This is a genomic window from Desulfosporomusa polytropa (genome assembly GCF_055380075.1).
Genome location: NZ_AP042400.1, coordinates 1,488,475 through 1,506,042, shown reverse-complemented (window position 1 = coordinate 1,506,042; position 17,568 = coordinate 1,488,475). Strand labels below are relative to the sequence as shown.

The 17,568-nt window shown below is 43.7% G+C and carries 17 protein-coding genes; 6 read left to right on the top strand and 11 right to left on the bottom strand.

Going from position 1 to position 17,568, the window contains the following annotated elements:
• The first annotated feature begins 5 nt into the window (after nucleotides 1-5).
• From ACZ449_RS08835 to ACZ449_RS08810, 6 genes are all read left to right on the top strand, one after another.
• Entirely contained in the window at nucleotides 6-1,013 is a 1,008-nt protein-coding gene (locus ACZ449_RS08835; RefSeq protein WP_464260659.1) for an ABC transporter permease, read from the top strand.
• Nucleotides 997-1,839 carry an ABC transporter permease gene (locus tag ACZ449_RS08830; protein WP_464260658.1) on the top strand — a complete coding sequence of 281 codons (843 nt, stop codon included), beginning with the start codon at nucleotides 997-999 and terminating at the stop codon, nucleotides 1,837-1,839. The genes ACZ449_RS08835 and ACZ449_RS08830 overlap by 17 nt, the downstream gene beginning before the upstream one ends.
• A gap of 2 nt (nucleotides 1,840-1,841) precedes the next feature.
• Complete coding sequence (locus tag ACZ449_RS08825; protein WP_464260657.1) at nucleotides 1,842-3,518, top strand: ABC transporter ATP-binding protein; 1,677 nt, start codon at nucleotides 1,842-1,844, stop codon at nucleotides 3,516-3,518.
• Between the two features lie 90 nt (nucleotides 3,519-3,608).
• A complete protein-coding gene (locus ACZ449_RS08820; RefSeq protein WP_464260656.1) occupies nucleotides 3,609-4,541 on the top strand; it encodes a permease in 933 nt (310 codons plus the stop codon).
• On the top strand, nucleotides 4,531-5,286 hold the full coding sequence (locus ACZ449_RS08815; RefSeq protein WP_464260655.1) for a TIGR03943 family putative permease subunit: 756 nt from the start codon (nucleotides 4,531-4,533) through the stop codon (nucleotides 5,284-5,286). Before ACZ449_RS08820 ends, ACZ449_RS08815 begins: the two co-directional genes overlap by 11 nt.
• Before the next feature lie 112 nt (nucleotides 5,287-5,398).
• Nucleotides 5,399-5,749, top strand: coding sequence for an SDR family NAD(P)-dependent oxidoreductase (locus tag ACZ449_RS08810; protein WP_464260654.1), 351 nt, complete (start codon nucleotides 5,399-5,401; stop codon nucleotides 5,747-5,749).
• 315 nt (nucleotides 5,750-6,064) lie between these two features.
• Here the strand turns inward: ACZ449_RS08810 and ACZ449_RS08805 are convergent, their stop codons facing one another.
• The 11 genes from ACZ449_RS08805 to ACZ449_RS08755 form a co-directional block, all read right to left on the bottom strand.
• A complete protein-coding gene (locus ACZ449_RS08805; protein ID WP_464260653.1) occupies nucleotides 6,065-6,583 on the bottom strand; it encodes a GNAT family N-acetyltransferase in 519 nt (172 codons plus the stop codon).
• Nucleotides 6,584-6,686: 103 nt separating this feature from the next.
• Nucleotides 6,687-7,382, bottom strand: coding sequence for a class I SAM-dependent methyltransferase (locus tag ACZ449_RS08800; RefSeq protein ID WP_464260652.1), 696 nt, complete (start codon nucleotides 7,380-7,382; stop codon nucleotides 6,687-6,689).
• A gap of 279 nt (nucleotides 7,383-7,661) precedes the next feature.
• Nucleotides 7,662-8,594, bottom strand: coding sequence for an ABC transporter ATP-binding protein (locus ACZ449_RS08795; protein ID WP_464260651.1), 933 nt, complete (start codon nucleotides 8,592-8,594; stop codon nucleotides 7,662-7,664).
• A complete protein-coding gene (locus ACZ449_RS08790) occupies nucleotides 8,595-9,377 on the bottom strand; it encodes an ABC transporter ATP-binding protein (RefSeq protein WP_464260650.1) in 783 nt (260 codons plus the stop codon).
• A gap of 33 nt (nucleotides 9,378-9,410) precedes the next feature.
• On the bottom strand, nucleotides 9,411-10,973 hold the full coding sequence (locus ACZ449_RS08785; protein ID WP_464260649.1) for an ABC transporter substrate-binding protein: 1,563 nt from the start codon (nucleotides 10,971-10,973) through the stop codon (nucleotides 9,411-9,413).
• A gap of 20 nt (nucleotides 10,974-10,993) precedes the next feature.
• The gene (nikC, locus tag ACZ449_RS08780) at nucleotides 10,994-11,860 is read right to left on the bottom strand and encodes a nickel transporter permease (protein ID WP_464260648.1); all 867 of its coding nucleotides are present in this window, start codon (nucleotides 11,858-11,860) and stop codon (nucleotides 10,994-10,996) included.
• On the bottom strand, nucleotides 11,857-12,801 hold the full coding sequence (locus tag ACZ449_RS08775) for an ABC transporter permease (RefSeq protein WP_464260647.1): 945 nt from the start codon (nucleotides 12,799-12,801) through the stop codon (nucleotides 11,857-11,859). Before ACZ449_RS08775 ends, nikC begins: the two co-directional genes overlap by 4 nt.
• 34 nt (nucleotides 12,802-12,835) lie before the next feature.
• Entirely contained in the window at nucleotides 12,836-13,378 is a 543-nt protein-coding gene (locus ACZ449_RS08770; RefSeq protein ID WP_464260646.1) for a GNAT family N-acetyltransferase, read from the bottom strand.
• Between the two features lie 777 nt (nucleotides 13,379-14,155).
• The gene (locus tag ACZ449_RS08765; RefSeq protein ID WP_464260645.1) at nucleotides 14,156-14,986 is read right to left on the bottom strand and encodes a DMT family transporter; all 831 of its coding nucleotides are present in this window, start codon (nucleotides 14,984-14,986) and stop codon (nucleotides 14,156-14,158) included.
• 58 nt (nucleotides 14,987-15,044) lie between these two features.
• The gene (locus ACZ449_RS08760) at nucleotides 15,045-15,587 is read right to left on the bottom strand and encodes a methyltransferase family protein (protein ID WP_464260644.1); all 543 of its coding nucleotides are present in this window, start codon (nucleotides 15,585-15,587) and stop codon (nucleotides 15,045-15,047) included.
• Nucleotides 15,588-15,647: 60 nt separating this feature from the next.
• On the bottom strand, nucleotides 15,648-17,567 hold the full coding sequence (locus ACZ449_RS08755) for a TonB-dependent receptor plug domain-containing protein (RefSeq protein ID WP_464260643.1): 1,920 nt from the start codon (nucleotides 17,565-17,567) through the stop codon (nucleotides 15,648-15,650).
• Nucleotide 17,568 lies beyond the last annotated feature (1 nt).

The window sequence follows — 17,568 nt, the reverse complement described above, 5'->3', positions numbered from 1 at the left end:
ACTATATGCCTACCACCAAAACAGCCGTTGACTACGCTATCGCGTTAACAGCTATTCTCGTTCTTAACTTCATATTACCCCGACTGCTGCCAGGCGACCCGCTACAAGCCATTTATGGCGATGAAGCATTAATGGTCATGACACCGGCAATGCAAGCCGAGCTTATTCATCGTTTTGCCCTTGACCAGACCTGGTCAGAACAATTTGTTGCCTACATACAGGCACTCTTACGCGCCGACTTAGGGTATTCTTACTTTTACCACACTTCTGTCGTCAGTGTAATTGCCGGGGTACTGCCCTGGACACTACTGTTGACTGGTTTAGCTTTTGTCCTTTCCACCCTGTTTGGCAGCTTGCTGGGAATAGAATCTGGCTACCAGCGGGGTAGTAAGCAAGATGGTCATTTGCTGGGAATCATGATGTTTATCAGCGGTTTTCCCGACTTTTTTGCCGGAATAGTGCTGCTGCTGATTTTTGGTGTCTGGCTGGCCTGGCTGCCTTTGTCTGGTGCGCTTACTCCTTATAGCGGGTTCACAAGTTTAAAGCTAGTTGCTGATATTGCGCAGCATCTAACGCTGCCATTGGCGGCACTAGTGCTTGTCCGGATGACTGCCGCCTACTTATTTTCCCGTGGAGCTATGGTTGGCGTTATGGGAGAATCTTTTATCCGGACAGCACGCGCTAAGGGCTGTCCGGACATAGCCATTCGCTATCGTCATGCGGCGCACTCAGCGCTGCTGCCAATGGTTACCGCCGCCGGTCTCAGCTTCACTCATGTGGTAAGCAACGTTTTATTTATCGAGACCGTATTTGCCTACCCTGGACTTGGCTCTTTACTTTATAAGGCTGTCCTTACCCGCGACTACCCGCTATTACAAGGAATTTTGCTGCTGGCCGCTGTACTGGTGCTGGTCGTTAACTTTGTCACAGACCTGCTCTGCGCCCGACTTGACCCTCGCTTATCAGCACCATCGCCAAAAGTAAGGAGAGATAATCGTGCATATCCGGTATGATATTGAGCTGACAGACAGTAACTTTGGCCGTTTAGGTTTGTCACTGCTGTTTACGGCGTTCTTCGCCGCCCTGCTAGCCCCGGTTCTTACCAACTCTAGTCCTACCGCTTATACAGGCGATATTTTTCACCCGCCCTGTATCAAATACTGGCTGGGAACCAATGAGGTCGGACAGGATATCTGGACTCAACTCATTTATGGTGCCCGTACCTCACTTACTATTGCCGGAGGTACGGCATTTGTGGCGGTCGCCTTAAGCTTGCTGGCTGGCGGCCTGGCTGCTCTCTACGGTGGTCTTTGTGACCGAACCATTATGCGCATTGTTGATATATGGCTAGTTATTCCACCTATTATTGTCATTATTTTGTTTGCCGCTTATCTACACCCAAGCCTAGTTTTACTAATAACGCTATTAGCTGCCTTTATGTGGCCTGACGGAACTCGGATTGTGCGGGCTCAAACACTGGCCCTAAAGACCAAAGCCAGTTATGCTGCCGCCACTACTTTTGGCGCTACTAAGCAATATCTGCTCAGAAAACACGTACTCCCCGATCTTGGGCCTACGCTCATAGCACTGTTTATTCATTATGCTCGCCGCGCCATCTTTATGGAAGCCGGGTTGTCTTTCCTGGGTATCAGTGATCCCAGTCTTATCAGTTGGGGCAAAATGATGCAGCAGGCCCTGGCATTCACCTACCTGGACGTGTGGCAGTGGTGGCTGATACCACCTGGTTTGGCAGTATCACTCACCATTGCCGGGCTGGCTTTTACCGGTCTGGCACTTGAAACCGCCCTTGATCCCCGGCTGCGTCCAGAAAAGAGGTAATCATGGAACAAGCACAGACCATACTTGACATTCAAAGTCTCCATGTCAGCTATGACGGCACAGACATACTCAAAGATATTAATCTAACTCTGAAGACCAACCAAACACTGGCTATCATTGGTGAATCCGGTGCTGGCAAAAGTTCACTGGCACTTGCCATTTCCGGACTTTGCGCTGGTAACACCACAGGCACAGTGCTGTTTCAAAATAAGAACTTGCTCGCAGCCTCAGAGGCTGAGTTGCGTCACATAAGAGGTAAAGACATTTCCCTGGTTTTCCAAAATACCGACAATGCCTTACACCCTTTATACACGGCAGCCGAACAAATAACAGAAGCCATTATTCTGCACAGGGATATCGCAAAACCGTCCGCCTACCAGTTAGCCTTACAAGCTCTGGCCGAAATCGGACTGACCGGCAAGCTGGCCACTGCGTATCCACATGAATTAAGCGGTGGGCAGCAGCAGCGAGCACTTATTGCGATGGCTCTTGTCAACAACCCTGAGCTATTGCTGCTGGATGAACCTACGGCGTCCCTTGACCCGCTTACCAAACAAGAGATTACCACTCTCCTACAACAGTCAGCCACCGGACGCGCAGTAATCCTTATTACCCATGACATTGCCACCGCCGCTGAACTGGCTGATACTGTTGCCGTGCTGTATGGCGGACGGATTATTGAACTAGGCCCGGCCAGAACAATATTGGAAAATCCCCGCCACCCATATACACGCGGTCTTCTCCGAGCCTACCCCAACATGACGACAGTCAAAGACTTCCAGGGCATTCCCGGCACCATGCAACATAATCTCCCTGGTTGCCCTTTCCAACCGCGCTGTACCCAACGGCTGAATAGCTGTAACGACAGCATGCCAGAACTAGCGGTGACTGACGGGCGCAGGCTCGCCTGTCACCGTGGCGGCATTGTACCTGTGCTTCAGGTAACAGACCTCACCAAAACATGGGATGAACACCAGGCTGTACAAGATCTAACACTTACTTTGTATGAGGGTGAAACACTGGCCATTGTCGGCGAAAGCGGTTCAGGAAAAACTACACTGGCGAAAACCATTATGGGACTTACACCCCCGACTGCAGGTGATATCCATCTCAACGGAGTCAAAATCACGGAACGCAACCCAGATTTTTATAAACAAATCCAACTGGTCTTCCAGAATCCCAAAGAGGCGCTCAGTCACCGCCTGACTGTCTGCCAGCTAATCAAAGAACCTCTTGACATTCAAAAAATCGGTTCTGAAACAGACAGACAAACTGCTGTCAAAAAATTGCTTACTGAAGTTGAACTGCCAACAAATGATGCCTTTCTCCATAAATACCCGCACCAGCTAAGTGGCGGGGAAGCGCAACGGGTAGTCATTGCCCGTGCCCTAGCCTTAAACCCGAAAATACTTATTGCTGATGAACCGACCTCAGCACTGGATGCCAGCATTCAAGCCAAAGTAATCAAGTTATTGCTCAATCTCCAGGAAAACCGCGGCCTGGCCATGCTGTTTATTACCCACGACATTGCGCTGGCCAGAAAAATCAGTGACCGTATCGCTGTTATGAAAAATGGCAAAATCGTCGAAGAAGGATTGACCCATCTACTAATTGCCGCCCCGACGCATCAATATACCCAAAAACTGCTGGCTGTGGCGGCCCGCATCAACTGGCGGTAAGACTATGAACTTTGAATATATTTAAGAATATTCTTGTTTACCGGCCATATACTATTACCAATTGATTACCAATGCACAGGAGGGTCCGGCATGCAGGATTTTAATACAATTTTCCTTAGTATTATTATTGAAGCACTCCCGCTGGTACTTGTGGGAGTGTTTGTTTCTGCCTTTATTCACTTGTTTGTTCCGGCAGAATGGATTCAACGGATATTACCCCGCAAACGCCTAACAGGCATTATCGCCGCCTGTTTTCTTGGTTTATTCTTACCGCTCTGCGAATGCGGAATGGTACCTATCATACGCCGGTTAATTCACAAAGGGATACCGCCTTATATCGCCATAGCCTTTATGCTATCTGCCCCCATCATCAACCCGCTTGTCGCCTGGTCTACTTACCTGGCTTTTTCTGCATTTCCGTCTATGGTCCTCTATCGGCTAATTGGAGCTTTTATCGCTGTTGTTATTATTGCATTCATCATTAGCACCAGCCGTGACCGCCTGGTGCTTTCCAGCGGCGAAGCGGCAGCTACCTCCGACTGCTGCGGGCATCATACTCACCGGCCTCCCGACTCAAATTCCAGCTTTCAAAGTACCCTACGTGCTATGCTCTATCATGCCTGTGACGATTTTTTTGACATGGGCCGGTTTCTGCTCATAGGTTCTTTTCTAGCTGCTTTAATTCAGACAACTGTACCGCGCCTGACTCTCTTGTCGTTTGGTCAAGATCCTGTTTATTCGGTCGGCGGCATGATGCTTTTTGCCTTTTTAATCTCAGTATGTTCCCAAGCCGATGCTTTTATTGTTGCCCCCTTCCTGGAGCATTTTAGTACCGGATCACTGGCAGCCTTTCTGATCTTCGGGCCAATGCTTGATATCAAAAACACCGCTATGTTGCTTACTATTTTCAAGCCGCTATTTACCCTTAAGCTTGTCTTGCTCATTACAGCAACTGTATTTGGCATAAGCTTAACTATGGTTTACTTTCCTCAACTATGGGAGGTGATTTGTTTTGTTCATTAAACTATCAGGACAAAATCTGTTAAAGCTCCTTGTACTCATGGGGTTTAGCCTGCTATTTTACAATACGCTAACAACACCGGGCTTATCGCAAGTAATCCATCCGCAATTCATCTGGAATGCTAAACTAGGATTTACGTTGCTTTTGGTACTAACAATAATTCAGATGTTTAAAACACTCGACCGGCGTCATAACATCGCCTGCGGTTGTCACCATAAAACCGGTCAGCTTTCTTATATTGTATTTATTGGTACACTGATTCTAGGCCTAATTGTTCCCATCAGCCCACTTGGCTCAGCAACCGCCTCACAAAAAGGTGTAAAGTTCATGCAGGCTGGCACCATCGTACCGGTGAGCTTCCCCGTATTACCAACAGATGAGCAGCCTGAATTGGTAATAACTGCTGAAAATCATGTCAAATATGTAACTGCTTTCTATGAAAACAACGCGGCATTTATTGGGAAAAACATCAGCCTAAAAGGCTTTGTTTACCGGCCAGACCAATTACCAGCCCGGCATTTTTTCGTCGCTCGGTTTGAAATATCCTGCTGCGCCGCCGATGCTGTTCCCAGTGGATTTTTTATTGAATGGGATGACAGTCAGACCATAAAAAACGACAGTTGGGTAGAGATCCATGGTAAGTTAGCTACCTTTGATTATCTGGGAAATAAACTACCAGTAGTTAAAGCCACACAAGTTATCCCTATCAAACCATTGGCAACTCCCTATGTGTATGTCAACAACTAATTTTTAGATGCCAATTTGATACGGTGAACTATACAAGTAGCATGAAAAGTAAATCATAAACCAGAAATATTCTCTCTAGCCTAAACAATATTTTTAGATAGGAGCTCATATCATGCAGTATGACCTACTCAACAAAGTGGCCGTTATTACCAGTGGAACCTCTGGTATTGGTTTATCTACTGCCAACCTTTTTTTAGCTAATGGTGCAAAGGTTGTTATCGTCGGTCGTGATTCTACAAAGGGTCATGCAGCAAAGCAATCTCTTGTGTACCGCCTACTGTGCTTCCAAAGGAGCGGTCATTGCACTTACCAAAGCGTTAGCGCCCCTTATAACATCCGCGCCAATTGTGTATGCCCTGGCGATGTGGCTACACCGTTGCTGGACCGTCAACTTACCGCTCCCAATAACATCTGTACTCTATCAGAAAACGCTAGTCTCTTAAAAAATAATAAACCACGATAAGCTCAGCCATTTTTAGCTGTACTAACCGTGGTTTCAAACCAACAAATAACAGTTTTTAATTTTTATAATGTAAAAATTACGTACAGCATTCATTGCTGTATTGTTCATATTATAACGTACTTTTTTTAGTTTACAATACGAGTTTTGTTAGAATTTTATTTAGTTATGTATTTTACCTGTTTACACCTCGCCGTCAAATAAGGCAACGATTTCATCCGACAGTTCTCAGTTTTCTGGGTATTGTCATTTGCCTGAGAATTTTCAAAACATAAATTTCACACCATATCGCTCGATATCTCAAACAAATTAAATAAATTACTTTAAAATTGTCTTTTTAAGTTCTATACAACCATAGTTTTCCTCAGAAAAATCTCCTTCTATATCAACTATAGTCAAATGATTGAATCCACATTTATGCCAAAATCTTATACCATTCCAATTTTTTAATGATACGGAAATTCTAATACTCTCAAATTTATTCTTTTTAAAATATGCAGAAATCACATCAATAATTTTTTTGCCATGTCCTTTATAACGGCTTTTATTGGATATATAAATAAAACAAATATATATTTCTTTTTCAAAAGGAAATCCTATGTACATAGTTATAAATCCAATTAGATTGTCTCTTTCATATATTGATAAAATCTCATAGTTGTCTTTTGTCCCATTGGGTGGCAAGTCTCCTTTTGTTAAACAATCCTTTGGTTTTGTTATTGTATGATTTTTATCAAAACTAAAATAGTCACATGCTTCACTATGGATATTATTTAGTCTTTCCAATTCATTGAAAATAGATGATTTTAATGTTATATTTCCATTAACAATTTTCATTAATGACTCTCCAAAGTTATGTCTTGTTTTCCTGGCAAGCCATTTCCTTTCGCACATTTTCATTGATACTGTCAGCCCGCTTATTCCTCTGGCAAATTCATATTTATTTTTTCTCCACCAGAACAAACCGGAATATATACGCCTGTTCATAAGTAGCCTTCATTATGTCGTCGATGCACAAAAAACCGTTTTCTTCACGGGACAGGTCAATAAAACCCATGCGGCGGCGGCGCTGGATCTCGACCTTAAACCCCTCAGCCGCAAAAGTTTCGGCAATGAAATCCAACGTATGGGCATTGGACTCCACCAGACTGTTCTGGTTAATCCATGCGGTATAATGCGCCAGACTGGGATTGTCGTTCATGTCGGTATATGTGGCATAATACACTCCGCCCGGTTTTAGCAGCTGTTTTACTTTCCAGGCGTGGGTTTTCAGGTCTTTAATCAAATATATGACGGCCTGGCTGATGACCAGATCAAACCGGTTGGCAAACTGCTCCGGAGTAGTTGTCGCCACATAAGTAAGCGGCAAATTGCCTTTGCGAGAATTGGCCACCTCAATCGATTGCTGAGCCAGATCAATGCCAAAGCCTTCTTTAAACGGCTTGGTTTGATGCAAATGCCGTAAAAAACCGCCTTGATTGCAGCCAAAATCAAGGACAGACATGTTGGAGAGATCCTGTTCCTGGATTAGCTGGATAACCTCCTGCCATCCCCTTTTATGACATTCTTCCATTTGCTGCTCGCCTTCCACTTTGTTTTGCCACCAAACGTCATAAAGCTTGTCTTCTTGTTTCATAAACTCTCCTCCAGTTAATTATATTACACTACTGAGATTGGAACTCACCTTTCAACATGTGAGTCTCTGTCAGATGAGTTACTTGCCATTTTAAATCATAAAGACAATCCATGAATTGCTTTTAATCTCCTCCACCCGTATACACAATCCCTTTTATCTGCAGTTCCTGTACCCGATCCTGTCTATGAAAGGAATAAGAAGCTTTTAGAGTATGATGCAAAAAGTGCAAAAACAGACCCGAAAGTAATTAATCCTTCATGAGCCTGTTTTATACAGACCCTAAGTATGTAAATGACAAGCTACTCCGCTTCCATCCCTTTGAATCAGTTCCGGCTTTATACTTTTGCACATATCCTTACGGACGGGACATGACATATAAAATTTGCAGCCGTTATTATGATATTCAAGATCCTCCTGCAGATTTGACACATTGTCCTCTACTTCTAATGAATCGGTTAAATGACACGATAACAACATTTTCGTATAGGGATGCCTAGGTGCATTTATAACTTTCGCTATTTTTCCGATTTCCATAATACTGCCTTTATACATAACGATCACTCGGTCGCAAAAAAGCTGGACAAGCGCTAAATTATGGCAAATAAACAAGTATGACATACCATGTTCTTTTTGGAGTGTCTGCAAAAGAGTTATAATTTGCGCCTGAACAGTTACATCAAGCGAGCTTGTGGCTTCATCACAGATTAGAAGCTTGGGTTGTATGGCAAGCGCGCGGGCTATTGCCGCTCTTTGGCATTGACCGCCGCTGACCTCGTGCGGATATCGCTTGGCATAATCTGCCGGCAGACCGTATTGCGTAAGCAGCGTTTCCACTCTTGCTTCTGTTTCCTTACGAGATAGCCCCCTGTTGCGCAGACTCTCGCCAATGCCATCCCCCAACGTACGGCGCGGATCAAAAGAGCCGGTGGGAGATTGGAATACCATTTGAAGATCGCGATAAGCGTCCCGCAGTTCTCGCCCCTTTATACGGGTAATATCTTTGCCATTGAGATAAATTTGCCCACTGGTAGCGTCAAGCAGTCTGCTAATCATTGCCACCGTTGTGGTTTTACCTGAGCCGGACTCCCCAACAATTCCCAGGGTTTCTCCTGCATACAAGCTAAAACTGATTTTGTCAACCGCAGTGAAATTGGTCTGATCCTGTCGACAAAATATCTTTGTAATATCTCTTACTTCTAATAACGTTCCCATTCAATTCCTCCGCAATTTTGGTACGGCGGCCAGCAACGCCTTGGTATATTCGTTCTGAGATTCATTCAGTACTTGCCGGGCTGTTCCGTATTCCAGGATGTGACCATTTTTCAACACAATAACGGAATCTGCCATAGCCGAAATCACTTCAATATTATGTGTCACCAGAATAATTGCAGTGTTGTACAGCTTGCGCAAAAACCGCATTTCCTGTACAACCTGTTTTTGCACAGATACATCGAGCGCACTGGTTGGTTCATCTGCCAAGAGGACCGCCGGGTTTAAGAGCATTGCCATTGCAATTCCGACCCGTTGGTTCATACCGCCTGACAGTTCAAAGGAATAGGAATTTAATATTCGTTGGCCGTCCTTGAAGTTGAGTTTATGGAATAACTCTAACGCTCTTTCGTTTGCTTCTTGCCTGGTTAGCCGCATATGAGCGTTCATGCTTTCGTAAATTTGGCTGCCGATTGTACGCACAGGGCACAAGGAAGCACCGGCATCCTGAAAAATCATGCCTATCTTTGAACCGCATATTTCCCGCATTTCCTTCGTTCCCAAATCCGGCAGATTCTTTCCTTGAAACCAAATATCGCCTCTTGTCACCATGCCGCTTTGTCCCAAAAGCCCCATAGCGGCTTTTATGATCGTGCTTTTGCCGCTTCCCGACTCGCCAACTATGCCTAAAATCTCACCTGGTTGCAAAGTAAAGCTGACACTCTGCACAACGGGTTTCTCATTATAGCAAATATCCACTGAATTATACGTCAAAAGTGCGTCCATGCTTATCTCCTTTGCAACAGGCGAGAAATTGTTTTAGTTGATTTCCAAGTCTGCTGTAATTTCATAAAAATCGCAGGGATGTGCGACAAGTCCGGTAACTTTCGATTTTGCAATCATGCTCATGCGCAAATGAGAAGCGAATACATAGGCATTGTCGTCCAAAATGGTTTGCTGCATTTCAATCGCAAGCTGTTGGCGTTTTTCTTTGTCAAAGGTTTGTGCCATTTCTTGCGCGAGCTGCTCAAGCTTATCGCTATGGTATTTTCCGTTATTAGTTGGAGATTTGTCAAGGCTGCAGTAGGCAAAGAAATACTCCGGGTCACCGGTAGGCGCTGTGACCATAGCGCTTGCATAAACATCCCAGGCCGCCGGGTTGACTTTTATGCTGTTTACGTCTGCCGTACTATTGATTTCCACAGACATTCCGATTTTTTTCAGCGTTGCCTGTACAGATTCGGCAAGCAGCGGCAGCTCCTGACGGCTGGGGTAGGTGAGCCAACGAATCACCAGTTTCTTCCCGTCTTTTTCACGGATGCCATCACCGTCTGTATCAATCCAGCCGGCATCCTCCAGAATCTTTTTGGCACCCTCAAGATCATAGGTTTCGGTATGGACAGCTTCATTACCGAAGGTAAAGCTGCTTGGAAAAACGCCTGCTGCCGGATAACCATTTCCATTTAACAGAGTATCAACAAAGCCTTTTTTGTCAATGCCCATGGCAATGGCTTTACGAACAGCCGGGTCTTTTGTAATTTCGCTTGTAAAATTCATCCAAGCAAAGAACGCTCTACTTGTTGCCGTGCTGGTAAATACGTACTTGTCGTTTTGGAAAATAGGATAGCTTGCGTACGGCATGCCATAAGCAGCATCAATCTCACCTGACTGGAGCGCCATGGTCAACGTATCGCCATCTGAGATAGTCCTTACGGTAATTTCATCAATTTTCGGCGTACCGTTCCAATATTTTTCATTTTTAACCAAGTTGACACGTTGGCCGGTTACGAGAGATACGGCCTTGTAGGGGCCTGTAGCAGCTACGATGCCCTCTTTAGTGACGCCGGCTTGAATGTCATAAATACAGCCGTAAGGGTCGGCGAGATAGTTGATCAGTGCCGGAACCGGAACGCTGGTAACGATGGTTATGGTCTGACCATCAGCCGTAATTTTATCAATATTCAGGTTTCCGGCCGCACGCTTATGCACCTTAACCAAATTCTCCAAGCATTCCTTTACTGCCGCGCCGTCCATATGACGTCCGCTTGTAAAATACACATTATCCTGCAGCGTAATCTTCCAGGTAAGCTTATCAACAAGCTCATAGCTTTTTGCGAGCCAAGGCTCAACTTCCATAGAATCGGAATAGCGAAACAGCGTTTCACCTACTCCGTATCGGAGGCAGGCCCAACCGCCGCAGTCGTTGTGGGGATTCACATCCGACTCGCTATTTTCCGGATTGAACGTTGTGTCGCCAAATACAAAAGTCTTTTTTGCCTGTGCCCCGGAAGCCTTTCCTTTGTCCGGGCTATTGCTGCAGCCTGCTATTATACTGGCTACCATACACAGCGCTAGTAAAATGGGAATAAATTTGTTCTTCATAACATAAATCTCCTCTTATTTTATTTTATACGGCTGTTGCGGGGATCTACATAGTCCCTGATAGTGTCTCCCAAGAGATTGAACAGCACAACAGAAACAAAAATGGCAACCCCGGGGGATAATACCACCCAAGGATAGGTTTGCAGCATGCTCCTGCCGCCGCTCATCATGCTGCCCCATTCGGCTATCGGCGGCTTGGCGCCCAGCCCCAAAAAGGAAAGCGCCGCTATTTCCATCAGCATGGTTCCTATATCAAGCATTGCGGTTACTAATATCGGCCCGACAATATTGGGTAAAATATGCTTTGTGATTATTTTAAATGAAGTGCTGCCTGCTAGCCGGGCAGCAGCAATAAAATTTGTGTGTTTTACTGCCAACGTCTGGCTTCTGGCAATTCTCGAATACTTAGGCCAGCTGATAACTGCCAAGGCAATAACTGCATTTTGAACGCCGCCATTTAGCACCGCCGCAATGGCCAAGGCAAACACCAAGCCGGGAAAAGCCAGACAAATATCTGATATCCGCATTACAATGGAATCAAGCGCCCCGCTAAAATAGCCGCAATTCACGCCAACAACCGTCCCGACAATTGAGATTATCGCTACCAGTGACAACGTTGAAAAAATGCTTGTTTGTGAGCCGATAATCACCCTGGACAACATATCCCGCCCGTAGCGATCGGTTCCAAACGGATGTTCCACGCTTGGGGGATTGAGCGCAATGCTGTTGTCTTGCATATCGGGATCATAGGGACAGATAACATCTGCAAATATTGTCATCATCAGCAAGGCCATCACCAGCGAAAAAAAAACCAGCAGCTTGACTTTTGTGTAATCTTTCTTAAGTCTCTGACTGCGAACAGTAACACATGCCACGTTGGCACTCATATCTCATCCCCCCCCAAACGAATGCGGGGATCAAGAATGCGATAAGAAAGGTCTGCCAGCAAGTTCACACAGACGTAGATAATCGACATCCAGACAACATAGGCTTGAATCATTGGATAATCCCGCATATTGATGGCATCGACCGCAAGCTTGCCAACACCATCCCACATAAATATGGACTCGACAATCGCCGTACCGCCGAGAAGACTTCCGATTGAAAGCGCCAAGAGAGTAATAATCGTAACAAGCGCTGATCGTAAGACACTCTTCCAAAGCGTTATCGAAAAACGAATTCCGCGCGATTTTGCTCCGGCTATGTATTCCTTACTCAGCTCATCCAACACAGTAGCCCGTACTTGCCGGAGATATTTTGCCGACATGGCTATAGTCAATGTAAACGCAGGCAGTGCAACACTTTTCAGACTAATGCCGGTAGTGATGACAGGGAAGATTCCAAGCTTAATAGCAAGTAAATACATAAGTACCAGAGCGACAAAAAAATTAGGCATACTATTGCCCACAAAGCTAAGACTCCGAATCATATAATCGGTGAATTTGTTTTGCTTAACAGCGGCCAAGACTCCTAAAGGAATCGCAATCACAACTGTGAGCAAAATTGAGGTCGCCGTCAAAAGTAAGGTCGCCGGCAGCTTTGAAATAAAGGTAGAGAATACATCTGCACCGGATACATGACTAATTCCCATATTTCCTGCCAACAAACCGCCGAGCCAGGTAAAATACTGTGTCAAAAAGGGCTTGTCCAAGCCTAAGCGTATTCTTTCGGCATCAATTACATCCTGTGAAACCGCTATTCCCGAGTTATCAAATTTTTGAATAACGGCATCGCTTCCCGCAATCCTCATCATAGCAAATGAGAGTAATGTAATTCCCAACAATATAGGAATCAAATAAAGCAATCGTTTTGCTACATAGCTTTTCATTTTTCCCCACCTTTTCAAAACAGGTCTATGAGACTCAACCAGAGCAAAGCATCCTCTGCTCATTTATTACCAGACTCTTATCCATATAGATAGTCTCATCCCTGTCATTGCCAAGTACCCGGACAGCAAACTCTCTACTCAGCCAGAAAGGATACCCTCCCGGCAAAAAACGGTGGGTATGCAGGCAGATGTCACTATAGCCCACACTCCGGCAATAATCCTCCATGACAGCCAATAATTTTCCGGCAATGCCTTGTCGCCGTAGCGAGCTGTCAACATAACAGCGGGATAACTCTGCCGTCTTAGTGACATCATAGTAGCCTTTTACTTTATCAAGCCTGTCATCATATGGGCGTATGGCAATAGTGGCCACTACTTTGCCGGCTTGGTCAAAAGCGGCAAACATGGCGGTTTTAGGGTCGACAGTATATGTTTCTTCCATATTGGCGAGATCCCAGCGTACCACTACATCAGACATGTTGGGGTAAATTTCACGCAGCATGGGAATGATGAAATCAAGCGCAGGCTTAGTATCACTTGCGGTAATTTTACGGATAGTCCATTCTTTATACTCCATGTCCAGCCTCTCCTTACTTAAAATATACAGCAAAAAATGACTTCTTTCGACAAATAAAAAAGCATGAAAACCAGAGAAGACTTTACGTCCTCTTGAGGCTTCATGCCTATTCATAACTATTGGAGTTGTCTATTATGTATCGTGGTTTACGTTGTACTTACTTTCGAAAGAGTCTTCATTACTCTTATTTCAAAGTAATTCTACAATATTTTCGTCTTTTTGTAAATAGTGAAAAAATTATTTTTCTCTAAAAGGGTCGCATTTCTCCTGGATTTTCTTGATTAGCACTTTGCCCTTTGCCATTATTTTTCTAATGACATCCGACTTAATCTTTAAGTTAGCTACTCGTTTCCCACACTTTACAAGCTGAATTTGAGACAACAGTATTTGCAGTGACTATATATAACGAGTGTAGTGATTAGGTTTTAAAGGCGATAAAAATGTTTATTCGAGTAATCAAACGCGAGCTTAAAACAGATACAGCATAGGATTTCGAGTTATTGGAATCGTACCGTTTAGAAGGACTATCTCCAAAGCACCGATTCATAAAAGGCTGGACGATAAAGAAATCGGATATTTGGAGCATGGGAGATATCTTCTTGGATGATGTCGAATTTGACCTTGACTTAGCTGGAATTGATCGTAAAGAAATAAAGAAAATCATCGCATCGATTCGAAAAGAGTTGAGAAAATAGTCGACCCATAGCCAAAACAACGCTCTCTGTCCACTCAAAGCAATTAAATTCTATTTTGAGTTGAGGCCAGCAATCTTATATCTTATTTTTTCCATGACATTGCTACGCAGGCAACAATAATTAACGTGCCACCTAATACAGTAGACGCGTCAGGTACTTCTACCCAGAATATGAATCCCCACAGTGCATTAAAGACAATGCCGATATAACGAACAAATTCTACCACAATAGCATTTTCGTAGGTATAGGCTTTTGTCTGAAATACTTGTCCGAATAGTGCAACAACTCCAATACAGACCAGATAAACTAGTTCTATTGTTGTTGGAGTAACAAAGTTATACCACATAAATGGTATGGATACTAGTGTTGTCGCAGCCAAAAGATAGAAAATAATTTCGAAGGCATGGTGTTTCTTGCTCAAATAACGAATGGAAATGGCAGCACCAGCTGCAAATACGGCACTTAATACCCCAACTAACGCGTCTACTGAATATACTGAATAGTTGAAAGGTTTTATTGTAAGAATTGCGCCTACAAACACAATTGGCAATATATAAAACGTTTTTCGAGAAAACTTCTCCTTCAAAAATACGGCGGCAAGAAGTATAACAAAGACAGGTGATAGATTTGTCAAGATAATTACATCAACTAATGATATTTTTGATATTGTGTAAAAATAAGTAATAATACATAATGCGCCAAGTACTCCCCGTAAGATGAGGATATGAATTTCATCCGTAGAAAAAGCAACTTTATTTTTCAACATCAAAAAATAGATTCCACCTGTTCCTATAATACTAGTAAAAAAAACAACTTCGGCTACTGGCATTGACAAGCTAACTGCTTTTACTAATGCATTCATTACGCTAAATACAAACGCAGATATCATCGCAAGAATTACACCGTTTTTCATCTCTCCCCATCTCGCCTTCCCTTATATGATTAAGTTTGTTCATCCTAAAAATTACTTCCTAGAAATACCGTGGCACTTTAGCCAAATAATTTTGATAGTCTTTCCCGTATTTTTGCAGACAGTACCCTTCCTCTTCCAATATTAAGAAATGGCAGATAATCACTTTAATCGTATTGATGATAATCAGCAGCCATGAGCCAAGAGCCAGTCCTACACCGTACCAGGTAAGAGTATAGGCAATATAAATTGGATTTCTGCTACACCGGTATAATCCTTTGATAACCGGCTGATCAAAAGGAGTTGTAATATAATTCCATAGTGCTATGACATTTAAAGTCATACCCACAAAATACATAAAAATCCCACTATAAAAAATAGCACTGTCGAATTTAACAGACGCAAAAACAGGAAAAATAATTGTAATGACCCAAAGAAGACAATTTACCTTTTTCCAAAAATAATTTTGCGAATTAGCGGCTGTAAGCAAACGCTTGACTGAACCTTTCTTCGAAAGTGGAATGCCTTGATTAACAATAAAATAAATTAATGAAAACCCCCAACCATTCCAAAAATCAATAGAAAATTCCGGTATCAAACTCATTATTTTCCCTCCTTACACTTTGACACCAGACATACCAATGGAACTAGTGCCTAACCGATTCTAAATACGCTGTTCCAAACCAAAGGTAAAACGACGCGCCGCCATGGGAAATGATCCTGCATAACCCTCCAATCCATTTAATTCATAGGCTCTGTTGGTGAGATTATATCCCTTAAAATATGCATGGAGATTAGAACTGACTTTATAGTCGGCCGCCACATCAACTACCCAGTATGAACTAGACGTAAAGGCTGCCAGACTGCGTCCGGTCGCGCCACGCACTGCAATTTGTCCATTCCATTTATCCTGACTGTATTCCAAATTCAAACGATACCCGTTGGGCTGGTTATTGGTAGGATAATTACGATAGCTATCAGCCCCCTGACCTTTCTCCCTAACCTGAACATAAGCATAGCCAGCTGAAACATTCCATGCCGGTGACAATTGGTGATTTAAATGAATATCAAAGCCATGCCGTTTTTGTTTGCTGACATTTTTGTAAGTTTGCAAAAATCCGTCAGAATATCGTACAATGGCGTCATCAATACGGCTGCTAAAAACACTTGTCTGTATTTTGGTCTTGTCATTCAATTTGGTATTCATACCGAGCGTAACCGTATCCCCTGTTTCTGGACGTAAATTGGGATTGCCCTGCGGTACACTTAGACTATAAAGTTCTTGGATAATTGGCGCACGGAAAAATTGCCCCCAGGAAGCAAAAAGGTTGGTATCTTTATTGATTTTATGGTTCACAGCCAGACGGGCAGTATTTTTACTGCCAAACGAATTATACTGGTCACAGCGCATTCCCGCATTCAAGTTCCAAGCATCGGATAATCGCCAGTGATTTTCAAAAAATATGGCTTTATCTGTCATTTCTTTGTTATAAATACCGGTACAGGGAATATCCATATTTACTTTTCGCCAACTGGCCCCGCCAACTACATCGTAATTATCTGTGATTTTCCAATTGTTCTGCCATTCCATACCGTTAGTCCGGCTGGTCATTGAATACTTATCGACTTCATAAGGTGTATTTTCATAATAGTGATAATCGTCACGCAGGTCAGCACTATGATATACTTTGAAGAAACCATCTGTTCCCGTTTTATTTTTCCAGCGATATGTCAGGTCAACATCATTACTTTGGTTAATTTCATAGGCAGTTGGAAAGTGCCACTTATAACCCGGTGGTGTCAAAAAGTAACCGATATTGCTATTCATGTAGTTCCAATAGAGTGTAAGCGAACGCCCTTCACTTAAGTCCTTATCCAATTTTACACTAACCGCGTTCTGTTCAACTTTACTATTAGGCATATGCTTGACTGTACCCGTCTTTGGGTCTTTGTATTCAAAATAATCCTGCCGTTTGCGCTCAGCAGTAATAAAATACCCAAAACCGTTTTCACGGCCTTCTGTAGTGAGCGTTTGATTAAATATTCCCCAACTGCCGCCCTGCACTAAATAGCTTGTTTCTTGTTTGGCCGCTTTGCGGGTAATGATATTGATAACGCCGCCGGCAGCATCACTGCCATACAGCGAGGAAGCCGGCCCGCGTACAATTTCAATTCGCTCAATGTTTTTTACGCTTGGCAAAAAGTTTAAATTAAATTTTGTCTTGCCGCCCCCGACGTCATTCTCTTTGTTAATCTTACGTCCATCGATCATGATCAACACGCGGTCATCACCATTAATAAATACGGCACTATCAAAATAACCGGCTGAACCGCAATCGAGAATACTTACGTTAGCCTTATCCAATATTTCAAGGACACGGGTATACCCGCCCTTCTCAATGTCAGCGCGGGTAATCACAGTTACACTGGCCGCCGTATCTGCTTTTTTTACCGGAATACGGTTGGCAGTTACCACATAGTCATCCAAATTATACTCCTGCTCTGCCGCAGCTGCCGCCATTGTACCCAGCGTTAATGTACAACCAACAAGAGCACTTACTAGCTTTTGGGACCGTTTAGTCATG

Bases quoted from the DNA above. Each gene is read 5' to 3' on its own strand.
- ACZ449_RS08835 (WP_464260659.1), top strand. From the start codon at position 6: ATGCCTACCACCAAAACAGCCGTTGACTACGCTATCGCGTTAACAGCT.
- ACZ449_RS08825 (WP_464260657.1), top strand. From the start codon at position 1,842: ATGGAACAAGCACAGACCATACTTGACATTCAAAGTCTCCATGTCAGC.
- ACZ449_RS08820 (WP_464260656.1), top strand. From the start codon at position 3,609: ATGCAGGATTTTAATACAATTTTCCTTAGTATTATTATTGAAGCACTC.
- ACZ449_RS08810 (WP_464260654.1), top strand. From the start codon at position 5,399: ATGCAGTATGACCTACTCAACAAAGTGGCCGTTATTACCAGTGGAACC.
- ACZ449_RS08805 (WP_464260653.1), bottom strand. From the start codon at position 6,583: ATGAAAATTGTTAATGGAAATATAACATTAAAATCATCTATTTTCAAT.
- ACZ449_RS08800 (WP_464260652.1), bottom strand. From the start codon at position 7,382: ATGAAACAAGAAGACAAGCTTTATGACGTTTGGTGGCAAAACAAAGTG.
- ACZ449_RS08795 (WP_464260651.1), bottom strand. From the start codon at position 8,594: ATGGGAACGTTATTAGAAGTAAGAGATATTACAAAGATATTTTGTCGA.
- ACZ449_RS08790 (WP_464260650.1), bottom strand. From the start codon at position 9,377: ATGGACGCACTTTTGACGTATAATTCAGTGGATATTTGCTATAATGAG.
- ACZ449_RS08785 (WP_464260649.1), bottom strand. From the start codon at position 10,973: ATGAAGAACAAATTTATTCCCATTTTACTAGCGCTGTGTATGGTAGCC.
- nikC (WP_464260648.1), bottom strand. From the start codon at position 11,860: ATGAGTGCCAACGTGGCATGTGTTACTGTTCGCAGTCAGAGACTTAAG.
- ACZ449_RS08775 (WP_464260647.1), bottom strand. From the start codon at position 12,801: ATGAAAAGCTATGTAGCAAAACGATTGCTTTATTTGATTCCTATATTG.
- ACZ449_RS08770 (WP_464260646.1), bottom strand. From the start codon at position 13,378: ATGGAGTATAAAGAATGGACTATCCGTAAAATTACCGCAAGTGATACT.
- ACZ449_RS08765 (WP_464260645.1), bottom strand. From the start codon at position 14,986: ATGAAAAACGGTGTAATTCTTGCGATGATATCTGCGTTTGTATTTAGC.
- ACZ449_RS08760 (WP_464260644.1), bottom strand. From the start codon at position 15,587: ATGAGTTTGATACCGGAATTTTCTATTGATTTTTGGAATGGTTGGGGG.
- ACZ449_RS08755 (WP_464260643.1), bottom strand. From the start codon at position 17,567: ATGACTAAACGGTCCCAAAAGCTAGTAAGTGCTCTTGTTGGTTGTACA.